General features: G+C 72.4%; 26 protein-coding genes. 12 read left to right on the top strand and 14 right to left on the bottom strand.

The window, feature by feature from the left end:
* Positions 1 to 22: 22 nt before the first annotated feature.
* The 7 genes from DB033_RS11870 to DB033_RS11845 all read right to left on the bottom strand — a co-directional run bounded on the left by DB033_RS11870 (position 23) and on the right by DB033_RS11845 (position 6619).
* The gene (locus DB033_RS11870; protein ID WP_205843773.1) at positions 23 to 997 is read right to left on the bottom strand and encodes a carbohydrate ABC transporter permease; all 975 of its coding nucleotides are present in this window, start codon (positions 995 to 997) and stop codon (positions 23 to 25) included.
* Entirely contained in the window at positions 994 to 1971 is a 978-nt protein-coding gene (locus DB033_RS11865; RefSeq protein ID WP_205843772.1) for a carbohydrate ABC transporter permease, read from the bottom strand. Before DB033_RS11865 ends, DB033_RS11870 begins: the two co-directional genes overlap by 4 nt.
* On the bottom strand, positions 1968 to 3362 hold the full coding sequence (locus DB033_RS11860) for an extracellular solute-binding protein (RefSeq protein ID WP_205843771.1): 1395 nt from the start codon (positions 3360 to 3362) through the stop codon (positions 1968 to 1970). The genes DB033_RS11865 and DB033_RS11860 overlap by 4 nt, the downstream gene beginning before the upstream one ends.
* Positions 3363 to 3582: 220 nt before the next feature.
* Positions 3583 to 4875 (bottom strand): Na+/H+ antiporter NhaA, encoded by a 1293-nt coding sequence (gene nhaA / locus DB033_RS11855; RefSeq protein ID WP_111766855.1) that lies wholly within the window; start codon positions 4873 to 4875, stop codon positions 3583 to 3585.
* A gap of 170 nt (positions 4876 to 5045) precedes the next feature.
* Positions 5046 to 5198 (bottom strand): hypothetical protein, encoded by a 153-nt coding sequence (locus DB033_RS20700; RefSeq protein ID WP_157970646.1) that lies wholly within the window; start codon positions 5196 to 5198, stop codon positions 5046 to 5048.
* Positions 5199 to 5438: 240 nt separating this feature from the next.
* The gene (locus DB033_RS11850; protein WP_111766854.1) at positions 5439 to 5753 is read right to left on the bottom strand and encodes a cold shock domain-containing protein; all 315 of its coding nucleotides are present in this window, start codon (positions 5751 to 5753) and stop codon (positions 5439 to 5441) included.
* The gene (locus DB033_RS11845; protein ID WP_157970645.1) at positions 5750 to 6619 is read right to left on the bottom strand and encodes a septum formation family protein; all 870 of its coding nucleotides are present in this window, start codon (positions 6617 to 6619) and stop codon (positions 5750 to 5752) included. Before DB033_RS11845 ends, DB033_RS11850 begins: the two co-directional genes overlap by 4 nt.
* Positions 6620 to 6695: 76 nt before the next feature.
* On the opposite strand from DB033_RS11845, the gene DB033_RS11840 reads away from it, so the two are divergent.
* Positions 6696 to 7103 carry a DUF3151 domain-containing protein gene (locus DB033_RS11840; RefSeq protein ID WP_111766852.1) on the top strand — a complete coding sequence of 136 codons (408 nt, stop codon included), beginning with the start codon at positions 6696 to 6698 and terminating at the stop codon, positions 7101 to 7103.
* Positions 7104 to 7136: 33 nt separating this feature from the next.
* Here the strand turns inward: DB033_RS11840 and DB033_RS11835 are convergent, their stop codons facing one another.
* Positions 7137 to 7853 (bottom strand): hypothetical protein, encoded by a 717-nt coding sequence (locus DB033_RS11835; RefSeq protein ID WP_111766851.1) that lies wholly within the window; start codon positions 7851 to 7853, stop codon positions 7137 to 7139.
* A gap of 117 nt (positions 7854 to 7970) precedes the next feature.
* On the opposite strand from DB033_RS11835, the gene DB033_RS11830 reads away from it, so the two are divergent.
* Positions 7971 to 9266, top strand: a complete 1296-nt coding sequence (locus DB033_RS11830) for an adenylosuccinate synthase (protein WP_111766850.1) — start codon at positions 7971 to 7973, stop codon at positions 9264 to 9266.
* Between the two features lie 48 nt (positions 9267 to 9314).
* Here DB033_RS11830 and DB033_RS11825 read toward each other — a convergent pair whose 3' ends face one another.
* Both DB033_RS11825 and DB033_RS11820 read right to left on the bottom strand, forming a co-directional pair.
* Positions 9315 to 9857 (bottom strand): GNAT family N-acetyltransferase, encoded by a 543-nt coding sequence (locus DB033_RS11825; RefSeq protein WP_111766849.1) that lies wholly within the window; start codon positions 9855 to 9857, stop codon positions 9315 to 9317.
* A gap of 254 nt (positions 9858 to 10111) precedes the next feature.
* Positions 10112 to 11221: a hypothetical protein gene (locus DB033_RS11820; RefSeq protein WP_170315524.1), complete on the bottom strand. Its 1110-nt coding sequence runs from the start codon at positions 11219 to 11221 to the stop codon at positions 10112 to 10114.
* Between the two features lie 252 nt (positions 11222 to 11473).
* Between DB033_RS11820 and DB033_RS11815 the strand changes: the two genes are divergently transcribed.
* The 3 genes from DB033_RS11815 to DB033_RS11805 all read left to right on the top strand — a co-directional run bounded on the left by DB033_RS11815 (position 11474) and on the right by DB033_RS11805 (position 14471).
* On the top strand, positions 11474 to 12454 hold the full coding sequence (locus DB033_RS11815; RefSeq protein ID WP_170315523.1) for a LacI family DNA-binding transcriptional regulator: 981 nt from the start codon (positions 11474 to 11476) through the stop codon (positions 12452 to 12454).
* The gene (locus tag DB033_RS11810; RefSeq protein WP_111766846.1) at positions 12451 to 13395 is read left to right on the top strand and encodes a nucleoside hydrolase; all 945 of its coding nucleotides are present in this window, start codon (positions 12451 to 12453) and stop codon (positions 13393 to 13395) included. The genes DB033_RS11815 and DB033_RS11810 overlap by 4 nt, the downstream gene beginning before the upstream one ends.
* A 146-nt stretch (positions 13396 to 13541) precedes the next feature.
* Positions 13542 to 14471, top strand: a complete 930-nt coding sequence (locus tag DB033_RS11805; RefSeq protein WP_205843770.1) for a pseudouridine-5'-phosphate glycosidase — start codon at positions 13542 to 13544, stop codon at positions 14469 to 14471.
* 30 nt (positions 14472 to 14501) lie between these two features.
* On the opposite strand, the gene DB033_RS11800 is transcribed toward DB033_RS11805, so the two are convergent.
* Positions 14502 to 14732: a hypothetical protein gene (locus DB033_RS11800; RefSeq protein WP_157970644.1), complete on the bottom strand. Its 231-nt coding sequence runs from the start codon at positions 14730 to 14732 to the stop codon at positions 14502 to 14504.
* Positions 14733 to 14842: 110 nt separating this feature from the next.
* Here DB033_RS11800 and purD point away from each other — a divergent pair, with 110 nt between their 5' ends.
* A complete protein-coding gene (gene purD, locus DB033_RS11795; protein WP_111766844.1) occupies positions 14843 to 16105 on the top strand; it encodes a phosphoribosylamine--glycine ligase in 1263 nt (420 codons plus the stop codon).
* Between the two features lie 38 nt (positions 16106 to 16143).
* Positions 16144 to 17235, top strand: a complete 1092-nt coding sequence (locus DB033_RS11790) for an aminotransferase class I/II-fold pyridoxal phosphate-dependent enzyme (protein WP_111767439.1) — start codon at positions 16144 to 16146, stop codon at positions 17233 to 17235.
* A gap of 13 nt (positions 17236 to 17248) precedes the next feature.
* Here DB033_RS11790 and DB033_RS20695 read toward each other — a convergent pair whose 3' ends face one another.
* Positions 17249 to 17416: a hypothetical protein gene (locus DB033_RS20695; protein WP_157970643.1), complete on the bottom strand. Its 168-nt coding sequence runs from the start codon at positions 17414 to 17416 to the stop codon at positions 17249 to 17251.
* A 194-nt stretch (positions 17417 to 17610) separates the two neighbouring features.
* Between DB033_RS20695 and DB033_RS11785 the strand changes: the two genes are divergently transcribed.
* Positions 17611 to 18429: a GNAT family N-acetyltransferase gene (locus DB033_RS11785; RefSeq protein WP_111766843.1), complete on the top strand. Its 819-nt coding sequence runs from the start codon at positions 17611 to 17613 to the stop codon at positions 18427 to 18429.
* Between the two features lie 317 nt (positions 18430 to 18746).
* Here the strand turns inward: DB033_RS11785 and DB033_RS11780 are convergent, their stop codons facing one another.
* Positions 18747 to 19520, bottom strand: coding sequence for a fasciclin domain-containing protein (locus DB033_RS11780; RefSeq protein WP_111766842.1), 774 nt, complete (start codon positions 19518 to 19520; stop codon positions 18747 to 18749).
* A 106-nt stretch (positions 19521 to 19626) separates the two neighbouring features.
* On the bottom strand, positions 19627 to 21243 hold the full coding sequence (locus tag DB033_RS11775) for a molybdopterin-dependent oxidoreductase (protein WP_111766841.1): 1617 nt from the start codon (positions 21241 to 21243) through the stop codon (positions 19627 to 19629).
* Positions 21244 to 21860: 617 nt separating this feature from the next.
* Here DB033_RS11775 and sigK point away from each other — a divergent pair.
* From sigK to DB033_RS11755, 4 genes are all read left to right on the top strand, one after another.
* Entirely contained in the window at positions 21861 to 22478 is a 618-nt protein-coding gene (sigK, locus tag DB033_RS11770; RefSeq protein WP_240615847.1) for an ECF RNA polymerase sigma factor SigK, read from the top strand.
* A complete protein-coding gene (locus tag DB033_RS11765) occupies positions 22475 to 23311 on the top strand; it encodes an anti-sigma factor (RefSeq protein ID WP_111766840.1) in 837 nt (278 codons plus the stop codon). The genes sigK and DB033_RS11765 overlap by 4 nt, the downstream gene beginning before the upstream one ends.
* A gap of 159 nt (positions 23312 to 23470) precedes the next feature.
* Positions 23471 to 24070 (top strand): SigE family RNA polymerase sigma factor, encoded by a 600-nt coding sequence (locus DB033_RS11760; protein ID WP_111766839.1) that lies wholly within the window; start codon positions 23471 to 23473, stop codon positions 24068 to 24070.
* Entirely contained in the window at positions 24067 to 24912 is an 846-nt protein-coding gene (locus DB033_RS11755) for a hypothetical protein (protein ID WP_111766838.1), read from the top strand. The genes DB033_RS11760 and DB033_RS11755 overlap by 4 nt, the downstream gene beginning before the upstream one ends.
* Positions 24913 to 24927 lie beyond the last annotated feature (15 nt).

The following is a 24927-nucleotide window of genomic DNA, read 5'->3' as shown; positions in this document are numbered from 1 at the left end:
GCCGCGGCGGATCAGCGGCGGGTCAGCCCTTCGACCCGGTGGTGGCGATCCCGGCCACGAACTGCTTCTGGCCGATGAAGAACAAGATGATCACCGGGATCGTGGTGATGACGCTGGCCGTCACGACGATCTCCCAGTGCCACTCACCGCCGAAGCCGTACTGGTCCAGCAGCGCCTTCAACCCGCGCGGGACGGTGAAGTCCTCGGAGTCGCGCAGATAGATCAGCGGCCGCATCAGGTCCGTCCAGGACGCCTGGAACTCGAACAGGAACGTCACCACCAGCGCCGGCTTGCAGAGCGGCATCGCCACCCGCCGGAAGATCGTCCAGTTGTTGGCGCCGTCGACCTTGGCCGCGTCGAACAGGTCCCGGGGCAACCCCAGGAAGAACTGCCGCAGCAGGAAGATGTAGAACGCGCTGCCGAACAGGTTGCCGGCCCAGAGTGGGGTCAGCGTCCCCACCTGGCCGAGGGCGTTCCAGATCAGGAACGTCGGGATCATGGTGACCGCACCGGGCAGCATCATCGTCGCCAGCACCAGCCCGAAGAGGGCGTTGCGGCCCTTGAAGCGGAAATAGGCGAAGCCCCACGCCACCATCGCGCTGGACACGGTGACCGTGACCGTCGCGAGCACCGTGACGATCACCGTGTTGACCAGCCACGCCGCCATCGGCGCCTGGTCCCACACCGTCAGGTAGTTCTCGAAGGTGAACGTCCTGGGGATCAGCCGGTTGTCGAAGACCTCGCCGCGGGGTTTGAACGACGCACTCAGCAGCCAGATGAACGGATAGATGAACAGCACCGAGAACAGCAGCAGCAGCACCGACACGGCGATCTGCCAGGCCAGTCGCCGGTTCCGGTTCTGGCCGGCGGGGCGGGCGCGTCCCGGCTGGGGGTCCCGGTGGTCCGCGTCCCCGGTGCGCAGGTCGTCCGGACCCGCGGCCCCGTCGACGATCTCGGGTGCCGCCGCGGGAATCGCCTTCGGCTCGAGCGCGGTCATCGCTGGTCCCCCTGGTAGAAGACGAACTTCTTCGAGCCCCAGAACTGGATCGCCGTGACCGCCATGATGATGACGAACAGGACCCACGCCATCGCCGAGGCGTAGCCCATGTAGAGGAACTCGAAGCCCTGCCGGAACAGGTAGACCACGTAGAACAGCGCGGCGTCGTTGGAGTAGGTGCTGTTACCGGACCCGAAGTAGGCCGTGTAGGCCTCGGTGAACATTTGGAACGCCGCAATCGTGTTGACGATCAGCACGAAGAACAGCGTCGGGCTGATCAGCGGCACCGTGATCCGCCAGGTGCGCTGCCACGGGCCGGCGCCGTCAACCATGGCCGCGTCGTACATCTCCTGCGGTACGTCCCGCAGCGCGGCCAGGATGATGATCACCGTCGAACCGATGGTCCACATGCTCATCAGGATCAGACCGGGCTTCACCCACGACGGATCGGTGGTCCACGACGGGCCGTCGACCCCGAACCAGCCGAGAACCTGGTTGACCAGACCACTCTGCCCGTTGAGCAGCAGCAGCAGCAGCACACCGACGGCGACCGGCGGCGTCATCTTGGGCAGGAAGAAGGCGGTCCGGAAGAAGCCGGTCGCCTTGCCCGCCTGGTTCAGCAGCATCGCCAGGAACAGGGCGCCGAGCAGGTGCAGCGGCACCGACAACGCCGTGTAGTACAGCGTGTTCTTCAGGGACAGCGCGATCTTGGGGTCGTTCCAGAGCTGCTCGTAGTTGGCGAACCCGACGAACGTCGGCGGGTTGATGACGTCGTAGTCGGTCAGCGACAGGTACCCGCTGTAGATCACCGGCCACAGCGTGAAGACGGCGAAACCGATGATCCACGGGCTGATGAACGCCAGCGCCGGCCACACCTCACTTCGGCGCGGACGGTTCAGCGGCACCTCCGCCGGTGTACCCGGTCGTCCCGCCGCGACGACCGGAGTGGAACCGTCGTTCGCGGTGGTGCTCACTTGGGCTGGCTGTCCCAGGACGCCCACGCCTTGTCCAGCGCGGACTGGGCCTCCTGCTGGGCCTGGGTGAGTGCGGCCTGCGGCTCCTGCTGGCCGTTGAGGACCCGGTTGACCGCGTCCTGCCAGGCGGTCTTGAACTCGGTGTCGGCGGGATTGGCCGGCAGCGAGAAGGTGTGGTCGTTGGCGGTGTAGAAAGCCTCGATGCCGGCGTCCCACTTCGGGTCACCGGACGTGGTCACGTAGGTCTCGCGGATCTGCTCGTCGGCGGTCTTGTTGCCGGTCAGCAGCCCCGTGAAGATGCCGCCCTCCGCCTTGCGCGCCTCGACACGTGCCGCGGCGGCCTTCATCCAGCTGTCGGTCGCGGTCATGGTCTTGGCGAACCGGCACGCGGCCACCGGGTTCGCGCTGCCCTTCGGGATCGCCCACGCCGAGCCGGACGCGTAGGCCAGGGGCTGGCCGTCCTTGCCCTTGACGGTGTCGAAGGCGACCGGGGCGTCGGGGGAGACGTCGTTGAGGACGTTGAGGTACCACTGCTCCATCGGCATCGCACCGAGGGTGTCGGTGGCGAACTGGTTACCGGAACCGAAGAAGTCCGCGGAGTCGCGGAACGCCTTCACCGCGGCGAACCCGCCCTGCGCGTCGTAGATCGACACCGCCCAGGTCAGCGCCTCGACGACCTTCGGATCGTCCAGCTGCGCCTTGCGGCCGTCGGCGGAGAGCAGCTCGACGCCGTTGGACTTCGCCCACAGCGGCAGGAACTCGGGGAGCTTGCTGTCGTAACCGATGACGCTGAGCGCGCCGCCGTCGGTCACCTTGAGCGCGTCGTCGGCGGCGCTGACCGCCTGCCAGTCCGATCCGTCGACGTCGGCGAGAGTGAGACCCGCCGCGTCCAGCAGCTTCTGGTTGGCCATCGTGATCTGCACGGAGTTGAACTCCGGAATGGCCCAGACCTGGTCGTTGAACGTCACCTGCCGCACCGCCGGCTCGAGGAACTGCCCGGTGTCGATACCCTCACCGCTGATGCAGTCCGTCAGCGGCATGATGGCGCCGCGCGAGGCGAAGGTGCCGATCTGGTCGCGGTTGGCGTAGATGATCTCCGGCGGCTTGCCCGACGCGACGGCCGACAGGAACGCCTGGATGTCGAGGTCGCCCTCGATCTGAGAGACAGTGACACCGGGCAGCGCGGCCTTGGCCAGATCCAGGCGGGTGGAACCGATCTCGTCGTCGCCGCCGAAGCCCATCACGGTCAGGGTGCCGCTCACGGCCTGCGACGGGCCGTAGGACGCGGTCGCACTGCTCGACGAGGTGGTGGTGGCGGTACCGGTGGCGCAGCCGACCACCATGGCGACCCCGAGGGCCGACCCGCACCAGCGCAGCAGGGGAGAAGCCATCTTCTTCCTCCGTGGGTTCCGGATGGGAAAAGGCTGCTGTTCAACCCTGAACAGGCATATTCCCTGTGCTCTACGAAGTCAATCCGAAGCGCTACTCAGCGTGTCGGTGCTACGCCGATCGGGGGTCGCGTCGCCGGGCCCCGGGCCGGGTCGGACGACGGTGGTGAGCCGTCCGGCGGACGAGGACGCGGTTGCGTGCGGTGCGGCTCGCCCGTCGGTGTCAGCGCTGGTAGACGTCGGGAATGGAGTCCCGGTCGGTGTCCACCGACTCCTCCTCGCAGAGCCGCCGGTAGACGCGGTTGCGCAGCCGCAGCACGACGGCGGCCAGCAGCGACGCCAGGATCGATCCGGTCAGCACCGCGACCTTGACGTGGTCGTCGGCCGGGGAACCCGCACCGAAGGCGAGCTCGCCGATCAGCAGCGACACCGTGAAGCCGACCCCGGCCAGCAGGGCCAGGCCGAAGACGTCGACCCAGGCGAGGTCGGCGTCCAGCTCCGCCCTCGTGAAGCGGGCGACCAGCCACGTGGCCCCGAGGACGCCGATCGCCTTGCCGGCGACGAGACCGACGACCACGCCGAGGGCCACCCGGTCGGACAGCGCGGAACCGAGTCCGCTGAGCCCGCCGATGGCCACCCCGGCCGAGAAGAACGCGAACACCGGAACGGCGAAGCCCGACGACAGCGGCCGCCAGACGTGCTCGAAGTGCTCGGCCAGGCCCGGACCGGCGTCCGGACCGCCGTTCTTCGCGCTGCGGATCACCGGCACCGCGAAGCCCAGCAGCACGCCGGCCACCGTCGCGTGCACGCCGGAGGCGTGCACCAACGCCCAGGTCACGGTTGCCAGCGGCACCAGCAGCCAGAACGAGCGCACCCGGCGCTGCACGAGCACGGTGAACAACCCCAGCGGCACGAGCGCGAGCAGCAGCGGGACGATCGCCAGGTCGTCGGTGTAGAACACCGCGATGATGGTGATCGCCATCAGGTCGTCGACGACCGCGAGCGTGAGCAGGAACGTCCGCAGTGCGGCCGGCAGATGGGTGGCGATCATGGCGAGCACGGCCAACGCGAACGCGATGTCGGTCGCGGTGGGGATCGCCCATCCCGCGACATCGTCGGTGCGGGCGTTGAAGGCGACGTAGATCAGCGCGGGTGTGACGACGCCGCCGAACGCGGCGGCCACCGGGACCGCGGCCCGCCGCGGGTCCCGCAGATCACCGGCCACGAATTCGCGCTTGAGCTCCAGGCCGGCGACGAAGAAGAACAGCGCGAGGAGCCCGTCGGCCGCCCACTGGCCGAGCGTGAGGTCCAGGTGCAGTGCGGCGGGCCCGAACCGGACGTCGCGGAGTGCGAAGTAGCTGTTCGACCAGCCGGAGTTGGCCCAGACCAGGGCGATCACGGTGCCGATCAGCAGCAGGGCGCCGCCCACCGTCTCCTTGCGGAGGATGGCGGCGATCCGGCTGTCCTCCGCCCAGCTGCCTCGGCTGAACAGGGAGGTGCGGGCGGGGTGCGACACGGGCGGCTCTTCCGGGGGTTCGGGGGTACGGCACAGACGTTGCCGACCAGACTTCCCGGCGCACCACGGGTGAGCCTACCGGGCGGACCGCCGGCGGGACAGCGGGCCGCGGTGTGACGAACCCTGCGGACCGGCCCGGCTGACCGCCGGCGCGCGTCACGCCGAGCGCGTCACGGCGACCGCGTCGTCGCGGCGCCCTGAGCGAGGTCGTCGGGGTCGTCGGGGTCGTCGGGGTGGTCGGGGTCGTCGGGGGCATCGGCGACGGCGCCGGTGGCCGCCGACCCCGGCCCCGAGCCGGTCTCGGCCCGACTCGACGGGATCACCGACGTCGGTGCGCCCGCTCCGCCGGGGATGGTCGCGCCTGCGGGGGTGCCGTGCCGAGCCTGGCGTCGACCGCGCCGTCCACACCGTGCCCCGCAGGCCGACGACGGGCGCCGGGGCTCCCGCAGTCGCACCGCGGAGCCGACCGGAGAACTTCGCGGCCGGCGACGGGCGCCGGGGCTCCGGCAGTCGCACCGCGGAGCCGACCGGAGAACGTCGCGACCGGCGACGGTGGAACGGCCTCAGGGCCCGTCCTGGTCGAAGCGGATCTCCAGGCGGCTGGAGTACGCCGCGGACGGGCCCTCGACCCGGATGACCTCGTCCACCGGTGCCTGCCCGACCGGCCAGACCCGGGTGGCCCGGAAGGCGTGCCCGTCCTGGTCGGCGCGCTCCCACTCCAGGTGCACCGCCGCCCCCACCACCAGAGCCCGTGGCGACGGGACGTGCACCGCGGCGAAGAGCACCCGGCAGCCGCCGGGCGTGGCATCGCTGTCGCCCACCCCCCAGCCCTCGTCGTCGTGCCAGCTCCGCACCGTGCCGACGGTGCTGCCGGTCATCCCGCCCACGGCACCACCCCGTCGCCGATGCCGCGGAGGGAGGCGGTGAGCTGCCGGCCGTCGAGGGCCCGCACGACGCAGCGCGCGGTGGCGGTCGCGTCCCCGACGTCGTCACCCTCGCGCACCCGGTCGTCCGTCACCACGGCCTCCACGGTGAACGCCGGGTCGGTCAGCACGGCGGGCCGCCCGGTGTCGGCCGCCGCCAGATCGCGGCAGGAGGCGGTCAGGGCGTCGCGGTCGGCGTCGGTGCCGACGACGCGGCTGCCGAACAGCTCACCGCTGTGCGGCCGGTCGCACGGTGACGTCCCGCGGAAGGCCAGGTCGGTCGCGCCCCCGTCGAAGCACACGCCGACCTGCGGCGGTACGGTGTGCGCCGCCGCCGCGCCGGCCAACGGTGCGGTCAGGGTGGGGCCGACGTCGTCGACGAGCACACAGGCCGCCCAGTTCTGACCGGCCGCGACCTGCCGGGCGTCGGGCCCCGACGCGGTGATCCGGACCTGCAGCTCGGGTCGCCAGCCGCCACCCGCCGTCCCGAGATAGGTCGAGAACTCCTCGACCGAGCCGCACAGGTCGAACACGGTGCCCGCCGAGGCGGGCGGCGGCAGCGGGTCCACCACCCGGAAGATCTCGGCGCGGTGGGGCCGGTCGCAGGTCACATAGACCGTGTCGCTGGGTTGCAGCACGCCGCGCGCTCCCCACGAGGAGGTCACGCTGTTCTGCAGACACGTGCCCACCGCCGGCGCCGGTGGGGGCGGGGTGGTGCTCGCGACCCCGTCGAGCAGTGGGGGATTGAGCAGCCGGGGTACCGCGACGAGCACGGTGACGGCCACCGCGAGAGTCAGCGTCCCACCGGCGCGTCGATCCATCCCGTCGAACCTACCGACGGCGGTGCGACCGGACGGGGATTACCGGCGGTGGGCCGCCACGCGGGAGGATGGGGCCATGACGCGTGCCAATCTCCTCGGACCCCCGCCCACCCTGCTGCCGGAGGATCCGGCCGCCGCCGACATCGCCGCCGGTACGTCCCCCGCCGACGCGGCCCGCGACCACCCCGACTCGAGCCTCGCCTGGGCGCTGCTGGCCGAGGAGTCCCTCGACCAGGGCGAGGACATCCGCGCCTACGCCTACGCCCGCGTCGGGTACCACCGCGGTCTCGACCGGCTGCGCCGCAGCGGATGGAAGGGTGCCGGTCCGGTGCCGTGGTCGCACGAGCCCAACCGGGCATTCCTGCGTGCCCTGTCCGCGCTCGGCCAGGCGGCCGCCGCCATCGAGGAGGCTCCCGAGGTCGAGCGGATCCGCGCCTTCCTGCTCGACGCGGACCCGGCCATCCCGACGGAACTCCTGCCCTGAACCGCCGCTGTCCGGTCCGGCCGTGCCGACGCGTCAGTCGGCCGGCCGGGCCAGGTACAGCGGCTCGGTGTGGGCGTACCAGGTCCACCGGGGCAGCTCGCGGGGGCGCCGGGCGCCGTCGCTGACCACCATGGTCGGGGTGTCGAAGCCGATGGACAGCGCCCGTCCGCTGTGGGTCTGGCGTTTCGGCGGCAGCTTGAACGCCCGTCGGCGTTCCACCGTCACCGACAGGCCGGCCGGGGACTCCGGCCGCACCACCAACCGGCTCGCGCTGCCGCGCAGCAGGGTGTGCTCGTCGAGATAGGCGGTGCCGGCGGGATCGTCGATCTCCCCGTGACTGATCAGCACCCCGCCGTTGTCGTCCCGGGCCACCGGGATCGGGTGCACCGCACCACGACACGCCTCCTCGACCGCGTCGACGCCGACGCCCAGCCGCCAACGGCGGCTCAGATCGTTGCGCTGCAACGGGATGTAGCCCACCGGCGTGATCTGCGCCGGAGGTCCGGTGTCGGGGGCGCCGAGCAGCCCGCGACGGATCATCCGCAGCACCACCGCGGCGAACTGGTTCTCCTCGCCGACCACCACGATGCGGCCGGTCAGCAGCGGATCGATGTCCCTGTTCGGGAACCGCCCCACGAAGTGCACGCGGTCGGTGTGACCGGCCAGCGCCGTCAGCACCGGGGACACCAGCGGGCCGGTCGCTTCGTCCTGACCGTCGGGTCGTGCGCAGATTACGGTCAGCTCGGACAAGCGGTTACCCTTTCTCCTCGGCAGGTTGCACCCGCGAATGTAGCGGCGCGCTGCGAGGATTGCGGAGCGTGGATCGACCGCGCACGCTCGCGCGGGCACACAGGGAGAGATTCACTCATGGCGGTCGTCGTACTGATCGGTGCCCAGTGGGGCGACGAGGGCAAGGGCAAGGCAACCGACCTCTACGGCGGTCGCGTCCAGTGGGTCGTGCGCTACCAGGGCGGCAACAACGCCGGGCACACCGTCGTGCTCCCGGACGGCCAGAGCTTCGCCCTGCACCTGATCCCGTCGGGCATCCTGACCCCGGGCGTGAAGAACGTCATCGGCAACGGCGTGGTCATCGACCCGGCCGTGCTGCTGCGCGAGCTGGGAGGCCTGGAGGACCGCGGCGTCGACACCTCGAACCTGCTGATCAGCGCGGATGCGCACCTGATCATGCCGTACCACGTGGCCATCGACAAGGTCACCGAGCGCTATCTCGGCAAGGCCAAGATCGGCACCACCGGCCGCGGCATCGGCCCCGCGTACCAGGACAAGGTCGCCCGGATGGGCGTGCGCGTGCAGGACCTCCTCGACGAGTCGATCCTGGCGCAGAAGGTGGAGGCGGCGCTCGACGTGAAGAACCAGATGCTGGTCAAGATCTACAACCGCAAGGCGCTCGACCCGGCGCGCATCGTGGACGAGGTGCTCGAGCTGGCCCAGGGTTTCGTGCACCGCATCGCCGACACCAAGCTGGCGCTGGACGACGCCGCCCGGCGCGGCGAGCACATCCTGCTCGAGGGCTCGCAGGGCACCCTGCTCGACGTCGACCACGGCACGTATCCGTACGTGACGTCGTCCAACCCGACCGCCGGTGGCGCGTCGGCCGGTTCGGGTCTCGGGCCCACCCGGATCGATTCCGTCATCGGCATCCTCAAGGCCTACACGACGCGCGTCGGGTCGGGACCGTTCCCGACCGAGCTGTTCGACGAGTGGGGCGAGTACCTGCGCAAGACCGGCGGCGAGATCGGTGTCACCACCGGGCGTCTGCGCCGCTGCGGCTGGTTCGACGCGGTCATCGCGCGCTACGCGAGCCGGGTCAACGGCATCACCGACTACTTCCTCACCAAGCTCGACGTGCTGTCGTCGCTGGAGAAGGTGCCGGTGTGTGTGGCCTACGACGTCGACGGGGTCCGGCACGACGAGATGCCCATGACGCAGAGCGATCTGCACCACGCGAAGCCGATCTACGAGGAACTGCCCGGCTGGTTCGAGGACATCTCGCACTGCCGCACCTTCGAGGAGCTGCCGGCGAACGCGCAGGCCTACGTCCGGCGGCTGGAAGAGCTGTCCGGATCACGGATCTCGTCCATCGGGGTCGGTCCGGGCCGCGATCAGACCATCGTGCTGCACGACGTCCTCGCCGCCGGCTGAGAGGACCGACGTCGGACCGGGGTCGGTCCCGGTGCCGGCCCGTGCCGCTCAGCCGCCCGGGCCGTCGACGCCCGGCCGGGGCGGGACGGGCACCGTGAGATCGCGCCGCATCTCGAGCTCCTGCTGCGCCGGGTTCAGCGGATAGGGCTTGCGTCGCCCGGTGAAGGCGTACCCGCGGCGCCGGTACAGCGCCTGCGCGCGGGCGTTGTCGGCGTGCACGTCGAGGAAGAGCTCGGTGAGACCCTCGGCGGACACCCACGTCTCGATCGCGTCGAGCAGGGCGTCGGCGACACCGGCGGGTCGGCCGCGGTGTGACGGCGCCACGAAGACGCTGAGCAGCGTGGCCGTGCCGTCCTCGATCACCGCGCGCATCGTCGCGACCCAGCGGGTCCCGTCGATCGCGGCGAAGCCGACCTGTCCCGGCTCCGCGCAGCGCCGGGCCCGCTGCCGCCAGTCCTGTTCGGTCTGCTGGACGGCGTGCACGAAGGTCTCCAGGTAGGCGAACGGTGTGTCGGCCAGCGCCTGCAGGCGCAGGTCCCGCATCTGCCGCCAGTCCTGCTCGGTGATGCCGACGATCCGCACGGTGCCCATGAGCCCATCCTTCCGTGCGGGGGAACCCGGTTTCCGCCGCGGTAGCCGTCAACCGGTGGCGCCGACCGGACGCTGTCCGCCGGGGTCGACCCGACCCGCACTGCCTGCCGCCTCGCTCACCCCGCCGGACCCGGGAGCACCCGGGCGACCTCGGCGTCGACGCGGTGGCGGTGCGGACGCTCGACCGGTGGGCCGCGGCGCGGCGGACCGCCACCGGCTGAGCAGGTCACGGTCACGGACCCGGGGTCGGGCCGTCAGGGCTCGAGGTCCAGGGCTTCCTCGGCGACGGCGATCACCGACCACGAACGGTCGTCGTCGTCGATCAAGGTCCAACTGGGGACCAGGAGCACACCACCGTCGGACGAGACCTGCTGAACCGTCGTGATCGTCGCTGCGGTGATCGCGACGGTGTCGACCGGCCAGCGGATCCGGTCGTCCAGCGTCGGTGGAGCCGGTGCCACCGGCTCCGTCCCGGAGGCGAACCGGGAACCGGAGCTGTCGGCGGGCATCGGGATACCGGCGCGCACGACCGGCCCGGACGCCGGGTCGTTCAGCCGCTGCACCGCCGCCGCCGCGCTGATCGTCGGCACGGTGCCGAGGTCGACGAAGGTCGCCGCGGCCCCGCTCATCCCCGCCAGCCGGTCGGCGAGGAACCGGAAGGTCCACACCTGGGCGGTGTCGACGCCGTCGTGCAGGTGCGTCGCCGACACGTCCACCGTCAGGGAACCCGCCGCCGCCGCCGTCCCGCCGCCCGTGCCCGGGGTGCCGAACCGGAAGTCGGCCGGGTCGGCGCCCAGCGCGACGATGACGGCGGTGGCCCGCCGGGCGGCCTCGTCCGGCGACAGTCCCACCCCGCCCTGCGGGGTGCACCGCTGCGCCTGCGACGTCACGATGCTGACCTGGTCGTCCCGGCGCGTCGCCGAGGACACCGCCCCGTCCGCGGCCGTGACCACGTCGGTGACCTGTTGATCGGGGAACGACCAGGTGCTCACGACCGGGTCCTCGGGGACGTAGTAGGTGCAGGCACCGGGTTGCGAGGTCGGATCGTCGAAGCCGAAGCTCGCCCAGCCGTCCGCCCGCAGGGCGAAACGCGGCCCGGTGCCGTCGGTGGAACCCACGACCCATTCATGGTCACCCGGGGTCGCCGCACCGCTCACCCCCAACGCGGTGGCCGGCCTCTCGGCCGTCGCCGCATCGACGACCCCGCTCGCGTCGTAGGCCCACGCCGGTGCGGTGGCGGCCGCTCCGGTCACGCCGCCGTCCACGAAGCGCTGCCGTACCCCGGTGTCGGTGCCGGGGAAGGCCGACGCCGAACGGCCGCCCGGGTCGCCCCACCCCTGGACGTCGCCGTGGTGCCGCCGCACCCCACCAGGGCGACACCACCGCCGAGAACCCCCACCGCGGCGAGCGCAGCCACCGCCCGCCATCGCGTCCGGGAACGCGCGGAGCCGGACGGGGAGCGGAGCATCATCGGGACACCCTTCGGTCGTCGCCGCGGTCGCGGCACGGCCGGGACGGTGCGGACCGCCCGTGGGGTTGCACGGCGGCGGCCCGGGCCCCGTCCCCCGTCCTATGCTCCGACCGGGACCACGGGACCACGGCGACGGAGGTGCGGGATGGCGGTCAAGGCCACCGACGTCGCCGCCCGCGCCGGCGTGTCGATCGCGACGGTCTCGCTGGTCGTGAACGGCAAGGGCGCGGGACGGGTCTCCGCCGACACCCGGACCCGCGTCGAGCAGGCCGTCCGCGAGCTGGGTTACGTGGTCAACCCGGCGGCGCGCTCGTTGGTCACCGGAACCCACGGCCGGATCGCCCTGCTCACCGACGATCTCGTGAACCCGTTCATCGCCGCCATCGCCTCCGGGGTCAGTACGGCGTCGGGCGCCGACACCGCGCTGCTACTGGCCACCGGGTCGCGGCCGGATCACGCCACGCTGGCGTCGATGGGGGTCGACGGGATGCTGGTGCACCGCGACGAGCCGGACGGTCAGGCCGTCGGCGGTGGTCCGGTGCCGGTGGTCGTCCTGGACGAGCCCGGCGTGCCCGGCGGGCCCACGGGCGTCCACTTCGACGTCGGCCGGGGGGCCGCCGCGCTGGGTGCCCACCTGGCGGGGATCGGCCACCGGCGGGTGGCCTACGTCGACTCCGCCCGGTCACGCACGAGCTTCACCCTCCGACGGGAGGTCTTCGCCGCCGCGTTCGGCGGCGAGGTGTCGACCACCGGTTGCGGGCTGGACCTCGCCCTCGCCCGGGAGCTGACCACGGACGCGCTCGCGGGGTGGCGCCGTTCGGGGATCACCGCGATCGTGACGGCCACCGACGTGCAGGCCTACGGCGTGCTGGCCGCCCTCGCCGCGGTCGGACTGTCCGTCCCACACGACTTCTCGGTCGCCTCCTTCGACGACAACGCCCTCTCCTCGATCACCGCGCCACCCTTGACCACGGTGGCGATGGACGCCGCCGAGCTGGGCCGCCGCGCCGTGACGCTGCTGCTCGAGGAGATCCGGGGCAGCGCGCCGGCCGGCCGGTCCGTGGTGTTGCCCAGTTCGCTCGTCATCCGGTCGTCGACCGCCGCCCCCCGGGAGGACCCATCATGACCCGCACCGTGATCATCGACTGCGACCCCGGCCACGACGACGCCCTCGCGCTGTTCGCGGCGTTCGGCAGCCCGGAACTCGAGGTCGCGGCGGTCACGACCGTCTGCGGCAACCAGACCGTGGACCTGGTCACCCGCAACGCGCTGGCCGTGGTGGAGGTCGCCGGGCGCACCGGCAGCGTCGTCGTCGCCCGCGGTGCCCAGCGCCCGCTGACCCGGGAGCACGTGCCCGCGACCGGCATCCACGGACCGAGCGGGCTCGACGGACCGGCGCTGCCGGTGGCGCCGGGGGAGATCGATCCGCGGCCCGCCGACCAGGTCATCGTCGACCTGGTCACCGCCGCCGGAGCCGGCGCCGTCACGCTGGTCGCCACCGGCCCGCTGACGAACCTGGCGCTTGCCCTGCGGCGGGAACCGGCGATCGCCGACCTCGTCGCCGAGGTGGTGATCATGGGCGGGGCGGCCACCCAGGGCAACATCACGCCGTCGGCGGAGTTCAACATCCACGTCGACCCGGAGGCGGCGGCCGCGGTGTTCGACGCCGGCTGGCCGGTCACGATGATGGGCCTCAAGGTCACGCACCAGGCGCTGGCGACCGCGGAGGTCCGGGCGCGACTCAGCGGCCTCGGAACGCGTGTGGGCCGCTTCAGTGCCGACCTGCTCGACTTCTTCGCCGAGCGGTACCTCGTCGAGCAGGGGTTCGAGCACCCGCCGGTGCACGACCTGTGCCCGGTCGTGTACCTGGTGGACCCGACGGTGTTCACCGTCACGGACGCGCCGATCGCCGTGGAGACCGCCGGCGCGCTGACCGCCGGCCGCACCGTCGTCGACCTACGCGGGCCGGCGCCCCTGGACTGCCGGCACCGCATCGGCCTCGGGCTGGACCGGGACCGGTTCTGGGACCTGGTCATGGCCGCTCTGGCCCGTCTCGACGGCAAATGAGGATGCCCGGGCGTTAAACGCATAATGCCAGTCCGTGATAGTCTCCGGCGGCCGCGAGCGCGGCTCGGCGCGAGTGTCGCGACCGCCCCGGGGACGACCGGTGGCGCCGTGCACGACAGTCCCGCCCGACCCCGGAAAGGCAGAACGTGACGGACTTCTCGGCCATCAGGATCTCGGCGCAGGTGCAGGACGCGCTCCGCGAGCAGCGGCCGGTGCTGGCCCTGGAGTCGACCATCTTCACCCACGGCCTGCCGCGACCCCGCAACCTCGCGGTGGCCATGGAGGCCGAGGTGTCGCTGCGGGAGGCGGGCGTCCAGCCGGCCACCATCGGCGTCGTGGACGGCGAGGCCGTCGTCGGCCTGTCCGAGTCCGAGATCGAGCGGCTCGCCGCGGCCGACGACAACGTCAAGATCAGCATCCGCGACCTGCCCATCGCGATGGCCCGCGGGCTGTCCGGCGGCACCACGGTCGCGGCCACCGCGCTGCTCGCGCACGCGGCCGGCATCCAGGTGTTCTCCACCGGCGGCCTGGGCGGCGTCCACCGCGAGGCGTCGGTGACCTTCGACGAGTCGGCCGATCTGCTCGCGCTGTCGACGACGCCGATCCTGGTGGTCAGCGCCGGCGTCAAGTCCATCCTCGACGTGGGGGCCACCCTGGAGCGGATGGAGACGCTGAACATCGGCGTCCTGGGCTACCGCACGCACGCCTTCCCCGGGTTCTACGTCCGCGACTCCGGCTTCCGGATCGAGTACCGGGTCGACACCCCGGAGGAGGCCGCCGACGTCGTCACCATGCGCGACCGCCTCCGGTTGCCGTCGGCGGTGCTGTTGGCCAACCCGGTCGCCGAGGAGCTCCAACTCGACCCGCGCACCCACCAGACCGTCCTCGTCGAGGCGCTCGCGGAGGCCGCGGCGCTGGGGATCGCCGGCAACGACACCACGCCGTTCCTGCTCGACTACGTACAGCGCGCCACCGGTGGCGAGAGCCTCGAGGTGAACGTCAACGTCTACCGCGGCAACGTGGCCCTCGGCGGCCAGGTCGCGTCGGTCCTCGCCGAACGCGCCCGACTGGGCTGACCGCCGCGCCGGCCGACGGATCGCCGCCCGTCACACTGACCAGGCGGCCCGTCCGGCCCGACGGGCCTCGTCGCGGTAGTCGACCACCGTCATCACCGACATGCAGGCGAAGAACCACAGGCCGTCCGACACCGGCCGCGGCGAGCCCATGACCACGGCCGCGACGACGCCCGCCAGCGCGTTCACCGTGAGCCCCAGGCGCAGCCGCCGCGGCGGGGTCGACGGATCGACCCCGAGGCTCATCGTCCCCGCTGATGCCATGGCCGCCCCCCGTGGGCGTCCCGACCGACGCCCCGACCCCCGACGATGTCATGTCCGCCGGGGTGCCGACGGTCGAGCCGCCGGGCCGCGGACCGATAGCCTGACTCCTCGTGAAGATCCTGGTCATCGGCTCCGGTGCCCGCGAGCACGCCCTGCTGCGTGCCCTGCACCGCGACCCCGCCGTCACCGCCCTGCACGTCGCCCCGGGCAACGCCGGTACCGCGGCGCTGGCCACCACGCATCCCGTCGCCGTGGCCGACCCCGCCGCCGTCACCGCGCTGGCCCGGGGTATCGGAGTCGACCTGGTGGTGATCGGTCCCGAGGTGCCGCTGGTCGCCGGGGTCGCCGACGCGGTCCGTGCCGCCGGGATCGCCGCCTTCGGTCCGTCCGCGGCCGCCGCCCGGATCGAGGGTTCGAAGGCGTTCGCCAAGGACGTCATGGCACAAGCGGGAGTGCCGACCGCAGCGGCGTTCCCGGTCACCGCGGCCGCCGAGGTCGACGCCGCGCTGGCCGCCACCGGGGCGCCCTACGTGGTCAAGGACGACGGGCTGGCCGCCGGCAAGGGCGTCGTCGTCACCGAGGACCTGACCACCGCCCGCGACCACGCCCTGGACGTCCTGGCCGGCGGGCACCCGGTGCTGATCGAGAGCTTCCTGTCCGGGCCGGAGGTGTCGCTGTTCGCGATCTGCGACGGCACCCGCGCGGTGCCGCTGCTGCCCGCCCAGGACTTCAAGCGCGTCGGCGACGGCGACACCGGGCCCAACACGGGCGGAATGGGTGCCTACGCGCCGCTGCCGTGGGCGCCGGCCGACCTCGTCGCCACCGTCCGGGCGACCGTGCTGGATCCGGTGATCGCCGAGATGGCCCGCCGCGGCAGCCCGTTCAGCGGGTTGCTGTACGCCGGGCTGGTGCTCACCCCCACCGGCCCGCAGGTCATCGAGTTCAACTGCCGCTTCGGCGATCCCGAGACCCAGGTGGTCCTGGAGCTGCTCGAGACCCCGCTGGCCGGGCTGCTGGCTGCATCGGCCGCCGGCGACCTGTCGGACCACACCGACCTGGTCTGGCGGGACGGGTCGGCGGTCACCGTGGTCGTCGCCGCCGAGAACTACCCGGGCGCCCCCGTGACGGGTGACGTCATCACCGGAGCGGACGCCGACGGGGTGCTGCACGCCGGCACCGCCACCGACGACACCGGCGCGGTGGTCTCCGCCGGTGGCCGGGTGCTGTCGGTGCTCGGCCTCGGGGGCGACCTCGACGAAGCGAGAACGCAGGCCTACGAACGCGTGTCGGGCATCGGACTACGAGGTTCGCACCATCGCACCGACATCGCCCTCGCCGCGGCGCAGGGACGGGTCACGGTCCCCGCCCCGTGAAGTCGTCCGCGCGGGGGAGCACCCCGCCGTTCCACGTGATGCACGTGTGGGCGGCGGCGGCCCGGCGCGCCGAGGCGGGGCTGCCGGTGTTCAACCTGTCGGCCGGTCAGCCGTCGACCCCGGCACCCGAGCCGGTACGGCGGGCGATGCGGGCGGTGCTGGACACCGAGGTGCTCGGCTACACCGAGACCCCCGGGATCCCGGCGTTGCGATCGGCGATCGCCGGGCACTACGCCGACTGGTACGGCCTGGCGGTCGATCCCGACGCGGTGGTGGTGACCACCGGTTCGTCGGGAGCGTTCACGCTGGCGTTCCTGGCCGCGTTCGACCCCGGCGCGCGGGTCGGCATGGCGGTGCCCTGCTACCCGGCCTACCGCAACATCCTGCAGGCACTGGGGTGCGAGGTGGTGCCGATCCGCACCGGTCCGGCGACGCGCTTCCAGCCCACGGTGGCTCAGATCCGGGACCTCGCGCTCGACGGTCTCGTGGTCGCCAGCCCGGCCAACCCCACCGGCACCATGCTCAGCGCCACCGAGCTCGCCGAGCTGGCGACGTACTGCGAGACGGCCGGCATCCGGCTGGTGTCCGACGAGATCTACCACGGCATCAGCTACGGCGAGCCGGGCGCCTGCGCCTGGTCCACGTCGCGGTCGGGGCTGGTGATGAACTCGTTCTCCAAGTACTTCTCGATGACCGGCTGGCGGGTCGGCTGGTGCCTGGTGCCCGACGACCTCCGGGATGCCGTCCTGGGGCTGGGCGGCAACTTCAGCATCTGCCCGCCGGCCCCGGCGCAGTACGCCGCGGTCGCCGCCTTCGACGCCTACGCCGAGCTGGATGCCCACGTCGGCCGGTACGCCGTGAACCGGCGGCTCATGCTGGACCGGCTCGCCGGCCTCGGCTTCGACCGGCCGGCGCCCGCCGACGGTGCCTTCTACGTCTACGCCGACGTCGCCCACCTCACCGACGACGCCGAGGTGTGGTGCCGCCGGTTGCTGGCCGAGCAGGGCCTGGCCATCGCGCCGGGCATCGACTTCGACCCCGGCGGGGTCCCGGCCATCCGGTTCAGCTTCGCGGGGGACACCACGACCATCGAACGCGGTCTGGACGCGCTGGAGCGGTTCCTCCGCTGAGGCGGCCGATCGCTCAGACCCGGTGGCGGAGCTTGCCGCGGCTTCCGAGCGCGGCGGTGACCAGGAAGGCGAGCCCACCGAGAACACCGAGCCAGAACAGGCCCTTGATCAAAAATCCCAGCACGCTGACCGCGAGCCAGACGGCGAGGATGACGACGACGATCTTGCCCAGTGTGTGCACGGCGGTGGCTCCTTCGAGCGTTCGCGGTACCTGACCGGCCGGGTGGCCGGTACTCCGGGTCGGTCCGCGTTGTCCACCACCCTGCCCGCCCGCCGCCGCCCGCACCTCCGGTGGACACCCTGAATTCCGGCTCAGGGACCGCCCTGACGCGGCCCGCCTTGACCGCGACGGGGTCGCCGGACAGGATCGGCGACATGCCGACGACCGTCGCCGAGCTGTATCCCATCGAGTCGTACTACGACACGGTGCCCCGAGCTTCGGCGACCGTCGAGACGATCGGCCCGTTCACCCTGTTCGTGTCCACCGCGGACTTCCCGTTCTACGCCCGCCCGGCGGCGGGTGCCATCGACACGGACACCGCGATCCGGCCGGCGGACGTGGTGGCGGTGCGCACCCGGCAACGCGAGCTGGGTCTGCCGGAGGCGTTCGAATGGGTCGACGAGCTGCGACCCGGCCTGGTCGACACGGTGCGGGCCACCGGGATGGCCGTGTACCGGCTGCCGTTGATGGTGCACCGGGTGGACACCGGCTCCGCGCCCGCACCGCCGGACGTCCGGGTCCGGATGCTCACCGCCGACGACCCGGACCTGCCTTCGGTGCAGACGGCGATCGGGCTCGGTTTCACCACGCCCGGAACCTCGGTGGGTGCGGTGGGGGACCGCGAGCGCAGCGCCGCGGAGGCCACGCTCCCCGACGTGCACCGGCGTACCCGTGAGCGCATCGCGCGCGGTGACGTCGCCCTCGCCGGTGCTTTCACCGACCGCGGCGCGGTCGGCGGCGGCAGTCACTCACCCCGCGACGATGTCAGTGAGATCACCGGTGTGGCCACGCTTCCGGCCTACCGTCGGCGGGGGATCGGAGCGGCGGTGACCGCCCGGCTGACCGCCGACGCCTACCGTCGCGGCGTCGGTACCTGTTTCCTGTCGGCCGGGAGTCCCGCTATCGGCCGCATCTACGCCCGGGCCGGGTTCCGCAGGATCGGCACGGCCTGCGTGGCCGGCGCGCCGGCCTGAGGCTGGGCACAACAGGCCCCGATTCGGGTAGGAATGTGCCCGCCCAGCGGGCACATTCCTACCCGGTTCGGGGCGGGAAGTGCCCAGCCGGTCAGCGGCGGACCGTGAGGCCGGTCAGCCGGGTCCACAGTCGGGCCGGCGGCAACCGGCGGTCGCGCCGTCACGTGGGTCCGGGACAACGACGAAGGACCGGACCGCCGAAGCGGTCCGGTCCTTCGTCACAGCCGGCGGCCCGGACCAGTCGGGGGCTGGGCCGGACCGTCGGGTCGTGCGGTGCCGGTGCGGTCGGGGAGCCCGATCACACCGGGATCACCGGATCAGGAAGCCGGCGGGGTCAGAACGGTGTCGATCAGGTAGACGGTCGCGTTGGCGGTCTTGACGCCACCGCAGATGACCGCGGCGTTGCCGTTGACGGTCAGGTCGTCGCCCGAGCCCTCGACGGTCAGGTCCTGGCCCTCGACGGTCGTGTGGGTGCCGACGATGGCGTCGGGGGCGATCTGGCCGGGCACGACGTGGTAGGTCAGGATCTTGGTGAGCAGATCGGCGTCGGTGGTCAGCGTCGTCATGGTGGCGGCGTCGACCTTGGCGAAGGCCTCGTCGACCGGGGCGAACACGGTGAACTCGTCGCCGTTGAGGGTGCTGACCAGGTTGACCTGGGGGTTGACCTGGCCGGAGACGGCCTTGACGAGCGTGGTCAGCAGCGGGTTGTTCGACGCGGCGGTGGCGACCGGGTCGGCGGCCATGCCCTCGACGGAGCCGGCGCCGGTCGGGACGGCCTCGGCGTAGGCGGCACAGCCCGCACCGACCAGGGTGGAGGCACCCATCGCTCCGGTGGACTCCATCGAGGAGGACTCCATCGGCGCCGACGACTCCATCGAGGACTCCATCGACGACGACGGGGCGGAGCTCGAGCTCATCGAGGACGAGGAGCTCGACGACGGGCTCGTGGTGGAGCTCATCGCGCTGGAGGACACGCTGGAGGCGGCGGAGGAGACGCTGGACGCGGCGTTGTCGGCGTTGCTGCCGCAGGCACCGAGCAGAGCGAGACCGGCCGCGGTGACGGCGATCAGGGAAGCGCGCTTGGAGAACATGGATGGAGCCTTTCTGGGTGTCGGGGCACGCTGTCGCGCACCCCGGGGTGGGAACCGTGGGTGGAGAAGGGAACTGCGGGTGGGTGGAGCGGGACGGCGCTGTCGGCTACTCGACCGTGAAGGCCGTGGAGTCGTAGCCGGTGGAACCGTCCGGTATGGGGGTGCGGATGGCCGAGTCCTGGACTGCTCCGGTGGAATCGGTCGCCCGGCACGCGACGTTGTGCGAACCCGGTGTGGCGTCCCACACGTAGGTCCACTGACGCCAGGTATCGGTGGTGACCTCGGTGGACAGCGTCGCCATCTCCCAGGCGCCGCCGTCGATCTGGACCTCGACGGACCGGATGCCGCGGTGCTGGGCCCAGGCCACACCGCCCATCACGACCTGGCCGGCCGGGAACTTCTGGAACGACCTGGGAACGTCGATCCGGCTGGCGGTCTTGATGGGTCCTTCCGGGGACCAGCCGCGGTCGGTCCAGTAGGAGGTCTGCCGGTCGAAGCGGGTGACCTCGAGCTCGGTGACCCACTTCGTGGCGGAGACGTACCCGTACAGACCGGGAACGACCATCCGGACCGGGAACCCGTGCTCGAAGGGCAGCACGGACCCGTTCATGGTGATGGCGAAGATCGAGTCGCGGTTCTCGTCGGTCAGGACCGAGAGCGGGGTGCCGGCCGAGAAACCGTCGTCGGAACGGGACATCACCATGTCGGCGTCGGCGCTCGGGCCGGCCTCGGCCAACAGGTCACGGATGAGGGTTCCCTGCCAGACCGCGTTGCCGACCAGGTCGCCACCGACCTCGTTGGACACGCACGTCAGGGTGATCATCTTCTCCAGCTGCGGGCGGGCCAGCAGCTCGTCGTAGGAGAGGCTGATCTCCTTGTCGACCATGCCGTGGATGCGCAGCTGCCAGGTGTCGGCGTTGAGCCGCGGCACCGTGAAAGCCGTGTCGATGCGGTAGAAGTCGGCGTTGGGCGTCACGAAGGAACTGATGTCGGGGACGTCCAGGCTGGCACCGGCGGGTAGCGCCGGCATCTTCTCGACCGCGATGGAGGCGGTGGAGTTCGCCGCCTGCAGCTGCGAGCTCTCCGCTCCGGCCGAGGTCGGGACGATGCGTGACAGGCCACCGGCGACCACGGCCGCACCGGCCCCGCCGCCTGCCAGGGCGAGGAAGCGACGACGGCTGCCTTGCGACTCCGCCGGAGCCTCCGGAGCACCGGCAGGTGCCCCGGTGAACATCCGGGTCAGCAGCCAGAGCCCGGCACCGACCCCGACCACGGTCGGGACGACGTCCACCAGGGACGCCTCGGAGCGGCTGTACACCGCCACCGCCACCACGAGACCCAGGACGGCGTAGACGATCTGGGCGACCCGCAGGGTGCGCAGCGCCAGCAGGCCGAGGATCGCCGCGAGGGCCGCGAGGGTGAGACCCATGCCGGTCTTCAGGGCGACCTTGTCGTACACCCCGAACATCTGGATGGCCAGGTGCTTGAGCCATTCCGGGGTGAACTGGATGAACGTCGATCCCAGCCCGAACAGCGGCGAGGACGACGTGGCCGTGGAGGTGACGCCGGCCCACGAGCCGATCGCCGCCAGCAGCTCGGCCACCGCGACGGTGAGACCGACCGCGACGAGGCCGGCCAGCACGGCGAGCCGACGGTTGATGCCGTTGCCTCCCGAGCGGGTCCCGGTGCTCGGGACCTCCGGAGTTCTCGTATCGATGGTCACGTGAGTCCATTCGGGACAGCTCGTTGGTCGGATGGGTGGCGTTGCGAATTCGTGTTGTTCGTGACGGCAACCGCGCCTCACGGGTGAAGGTGACCTCCCCGGCGCGTCGGAACGACACGGTCGGCGCACCGCTTACCCGGACAGTCCAGTGCCCATTTTCGGATCGTGTAGTCGTCTGCCTCGCGATCCCGTGGAACGCATCGACCCTGGTGGGCCCCGGCCCGTCCGAGGGCCGGCGAGGTCGAGCCCTGCCTGTCTCGCCGACCTCTTCCCCTCCTCTGTACTGCGACACCCGGGGTGCCGGATGCGGAACCGTCCGAAGACGCCATCGCGGTGGCCGGCGGCGGCAATCCGCCCGGGCCGTCGCGCCGAACACCTTTCCGAAAACCGACCGACCCGCAGGACGGGTCGGCACGGTGTCCGCACCGCGGTCGATCCGACCGGGATCCCATCCCGGCCCCGGCGGCCCCGGTGCGACAGGTCCGGACCCGCGGGGCGTCCGGGCGGGTGCCCGCGTCGCCGCGGGACCGGGCGAACGGCCTGCCGTCGCAGCCCCGCCACCCACCGATCGTGCGGTAGCCCGACCACGACGACTCCGGACAGGGAAGGATGTGCACGTGACCACGAGTGAACCGCAGTCCCGTCCGGCCGCCCCACGCCCGGCGCCGACCCTGGCCGACGAGCCGGCCGCAGCCACGGCCGAGGACCTCCTCGCCGCCGTGGCCCTGGGCGACCAGCAGGCGTTCGCGCAGCTGTACGACCTCATGTCGTCCCGGGTCTACGGACTCGTCCGGCGCGTGCTGCGTGACCCCGCGCAGGCCGAGGAGGTCGGCCAGGAGGTCATGCTGGAGATCTGGCGCCGGGCCAGCCGCTTCGACCGGGCTCGCGGCTCGGCGCTGTCCTGGGTGATGACCATGGCCCACGCCCGCGCCGTCGACCGGGTCCGCTCGGAGCAGTCCTCGACCGACCGGGACCTGAAGTACGCCACCCAGTCCGTCCAACGCGACGTGGACGTCGTCGTCGACGCCGTCGAGCTCTCGCTGGAGAAACGGCAGGTGCAGCGGTGTCTCGGCGGCCTGACCGCCCTGCAACGGGAATCGATCAACCTCGCCTACTACTCCGGCTACACGCAGGCCGAAGTGGCAGCCGCACTCAAGGTTCCGCTCGGAACCGTCAAAACTCGCCTTCGGGACGGACTCATCCGTCTCCGTGACTGTCTGGGGGTCGCGTCATGATGGCGCACGATCCGTCCCTGTTCGCCGGCGGTGCCGCGTTGAACGCACTCGACGAGCTGGAGGCCGCGCAGTTCCGCCGCCACCTCGAGGACTGCCCGACCTGCCAGGTCGAGCTGTCCGGCTTCGCGGAGACCGCCGCCCGCCTCGGCGCGGCGTCGTCCGAGCCGGCACCGGCGTCGATGCGGTCGTCGGTGCTCGCCGCCGTGGCCGTCACCCGGCAGCTGCCGCCGCTGACCGACGACGTCGCCGGCGCCGACGGCACCGGCTCCGCCGTCGCCGGATCCGGCGGGGGCGACGGTCCGTGGCGCGACGCCGCCCCGGCGGACGCGGGTGACCGGTCGGGCGGTGAGGTGGTCGACCTGGCGTCCCGGCGCCGGCCGCCGACCCGCTGGCTGCTCAGCGCCGCCGCAGCGGTGGCGATCGCGCTGATCGGGTTGTCCTTCTTCCTGGTCAACCGGACCAGCACCACCGACAACGACGCCGACGCACTGAAGCGGTGCGTCAGCACCGCGGCCGACCGTGAGCAGCTGCCGACGGCGCCCGGTTCCACCGGCGACACCACCGTCGTGGTGTCGGCCAGCTGCGGCGGCGCGCTGTTGTCGTTCGCGGACGTGCCGGCCCTGGACGCGGACCAGACGTACCAGCTCTGGGTCATCTCCGGCGACCAGACCCGCTCGGTGACGACCCTGAACCCCGCCGCCGACGGATCGATGCCCGAGACGGTGGCCGCCGTCCACCTCGGGGACACCGCGCTCGGGGTGACCGTGGAGCCGGCCGGCGGGTCACCGACGCCGACCACCACCCCGGTCATCACCGTTCCGTTGTCGGCCTGAGACCTTCCCGCAGCTTTTCCCGACCCCCGCTCCCGTAGCCTCCCTGAGGATGAACGGGGGCGGGGGTCGTCGCATGTGTGCCGCCCCGCACCGCGTCCGCCCCGCCGTGCAACCGCGCCGCGGCCGGTCCGCGTCTGGTTGTCATGAGGGGCGGGGCGGGTGACGGCGGCGCGGGACGAGGAGTTCTCGGCGTACTTCGCCGTCCGGCGCGATCCCGTCCGGCGGCTGGCCTTCCTGCTGAGCGGCGACTGGCACAAGGCCGACGACCTGGCCCAGACGGCGTTCCTCAAGCTGTACGGGGCGTGGGACCGGGTCCGCGACCGTTCGTCGATGGACGCCTACGTCCGTTCCTGCCTGGTGCGCTCGGTGGTGGACGAGTCCCGGCGGCCGTGGCGGCGGGAGAAGGTCGTCGAGTTCCTGCCGGAGAACGCCGACGACGGCGGGCCCGACCTCGCGGCGCTGGTGTCCGATCGCGAGGTGTTCCGCGCGGCCCTGGCCGAGGTCCCGCCCAAGCAACGCACGGTGCTGGTGCTGCGCTACTACGAAGGGATGGACGTCGCGTCGACGGCCGCCGCGATGGGCATCACCACGGGCACCGTGAAGAGCCAGACGGCGCGCGGGCTGGCCGCACTGCGGATCGCCGTGGAGGCACTCGGGGTCACCGGGCCGCGGCACGAGCGTGATGACGACGTGGCGGGCACCGGCGGCCCACCGTCCACCGACGACACCGACGACACCGAGGGGAGGGCGCGGCGATGACGCACGACCGTGACCCCTTCGACGGCCCGTCACCCGTCGGCCCCCTCGGTGCCGCCATGGCCCGGCTGACCGAGGACGCCCCGCCCGCGGGGTTCACCGAGTCCACGATCCGCTACCACCTCGACAACGGCCGGTCGCTGCGCCGGCAGGTGTTCGGCGGGATCGCCGCGGCGGCCGCGGCCATCGCCGTGCTGGTGCTGTTCGTCAGCACCCTGGGCCGGGGCGGCGACGCCACCTCGGCGGCGTCGACGTCGATGGCGTCCACGTCGTCCAGTTCGGCGGCGGCCAACGCCGCGCCGTCGGCCGGATCGTCGTCCGCGTCCTCGGCGGGGGGCGCGTCCTCGGGCGGAGCGGCGGCGCCGAGCGCCGGGTCCTCCGTGCCCGGGTCGTTCGGTGTGCCCACCGCCGCACCGGGACAGCTGCCGGACGACGCGTCCGCCGGCGGGGGCCAGGAGAGCGCCGACACCACGTCGTGCCGGCCGGCGCCGCTGGACGAGACGCAGCTGCAGGCCGTGGAGAGCGTCCTCGGCGGGGCGACCCGGCTCGACTCCTGCGCGCTCGCCGACGCCGACCTCGGGGTTCAGCGCTATGCGGTGGCCGGCGGCTCGGTCGTGGTCGAGCGACGGGCCGGCAGCTACGACCCCTGCGCCGGGACGGCCGGCGCGACGTGCACCGACGTCCCCGGTCGGCCGGGGGTGCGGACAGCCGAGCTCGGCGGGGTCGGTGCCGTCTGGATCAGCGGGCGTGACGGGTCCGTCGTGCTCACCGCGGACCCGGCCGGTGCCGTCCCCGTCGACACCCTGGCCGCCGCGGCGGAAGCGCTGGCCGCCGTCGCGCCCTGAGGGTGTGGCGCGGAT

This window comes from Nakamurella deserti (genome assembly GCF_003260015.1).
Classification (GTDB): domain Bacteria; phylum Actinomycetota; class Actinomycetes; order Mycobacteriales; family Nakamurellaceae; genus Nakamurella; species Nakamurella deserti.
Note: the sequence above shows the minus strand (reverse complement) of the source record. Positions and strands in the feature narration are given on the sequence as shown.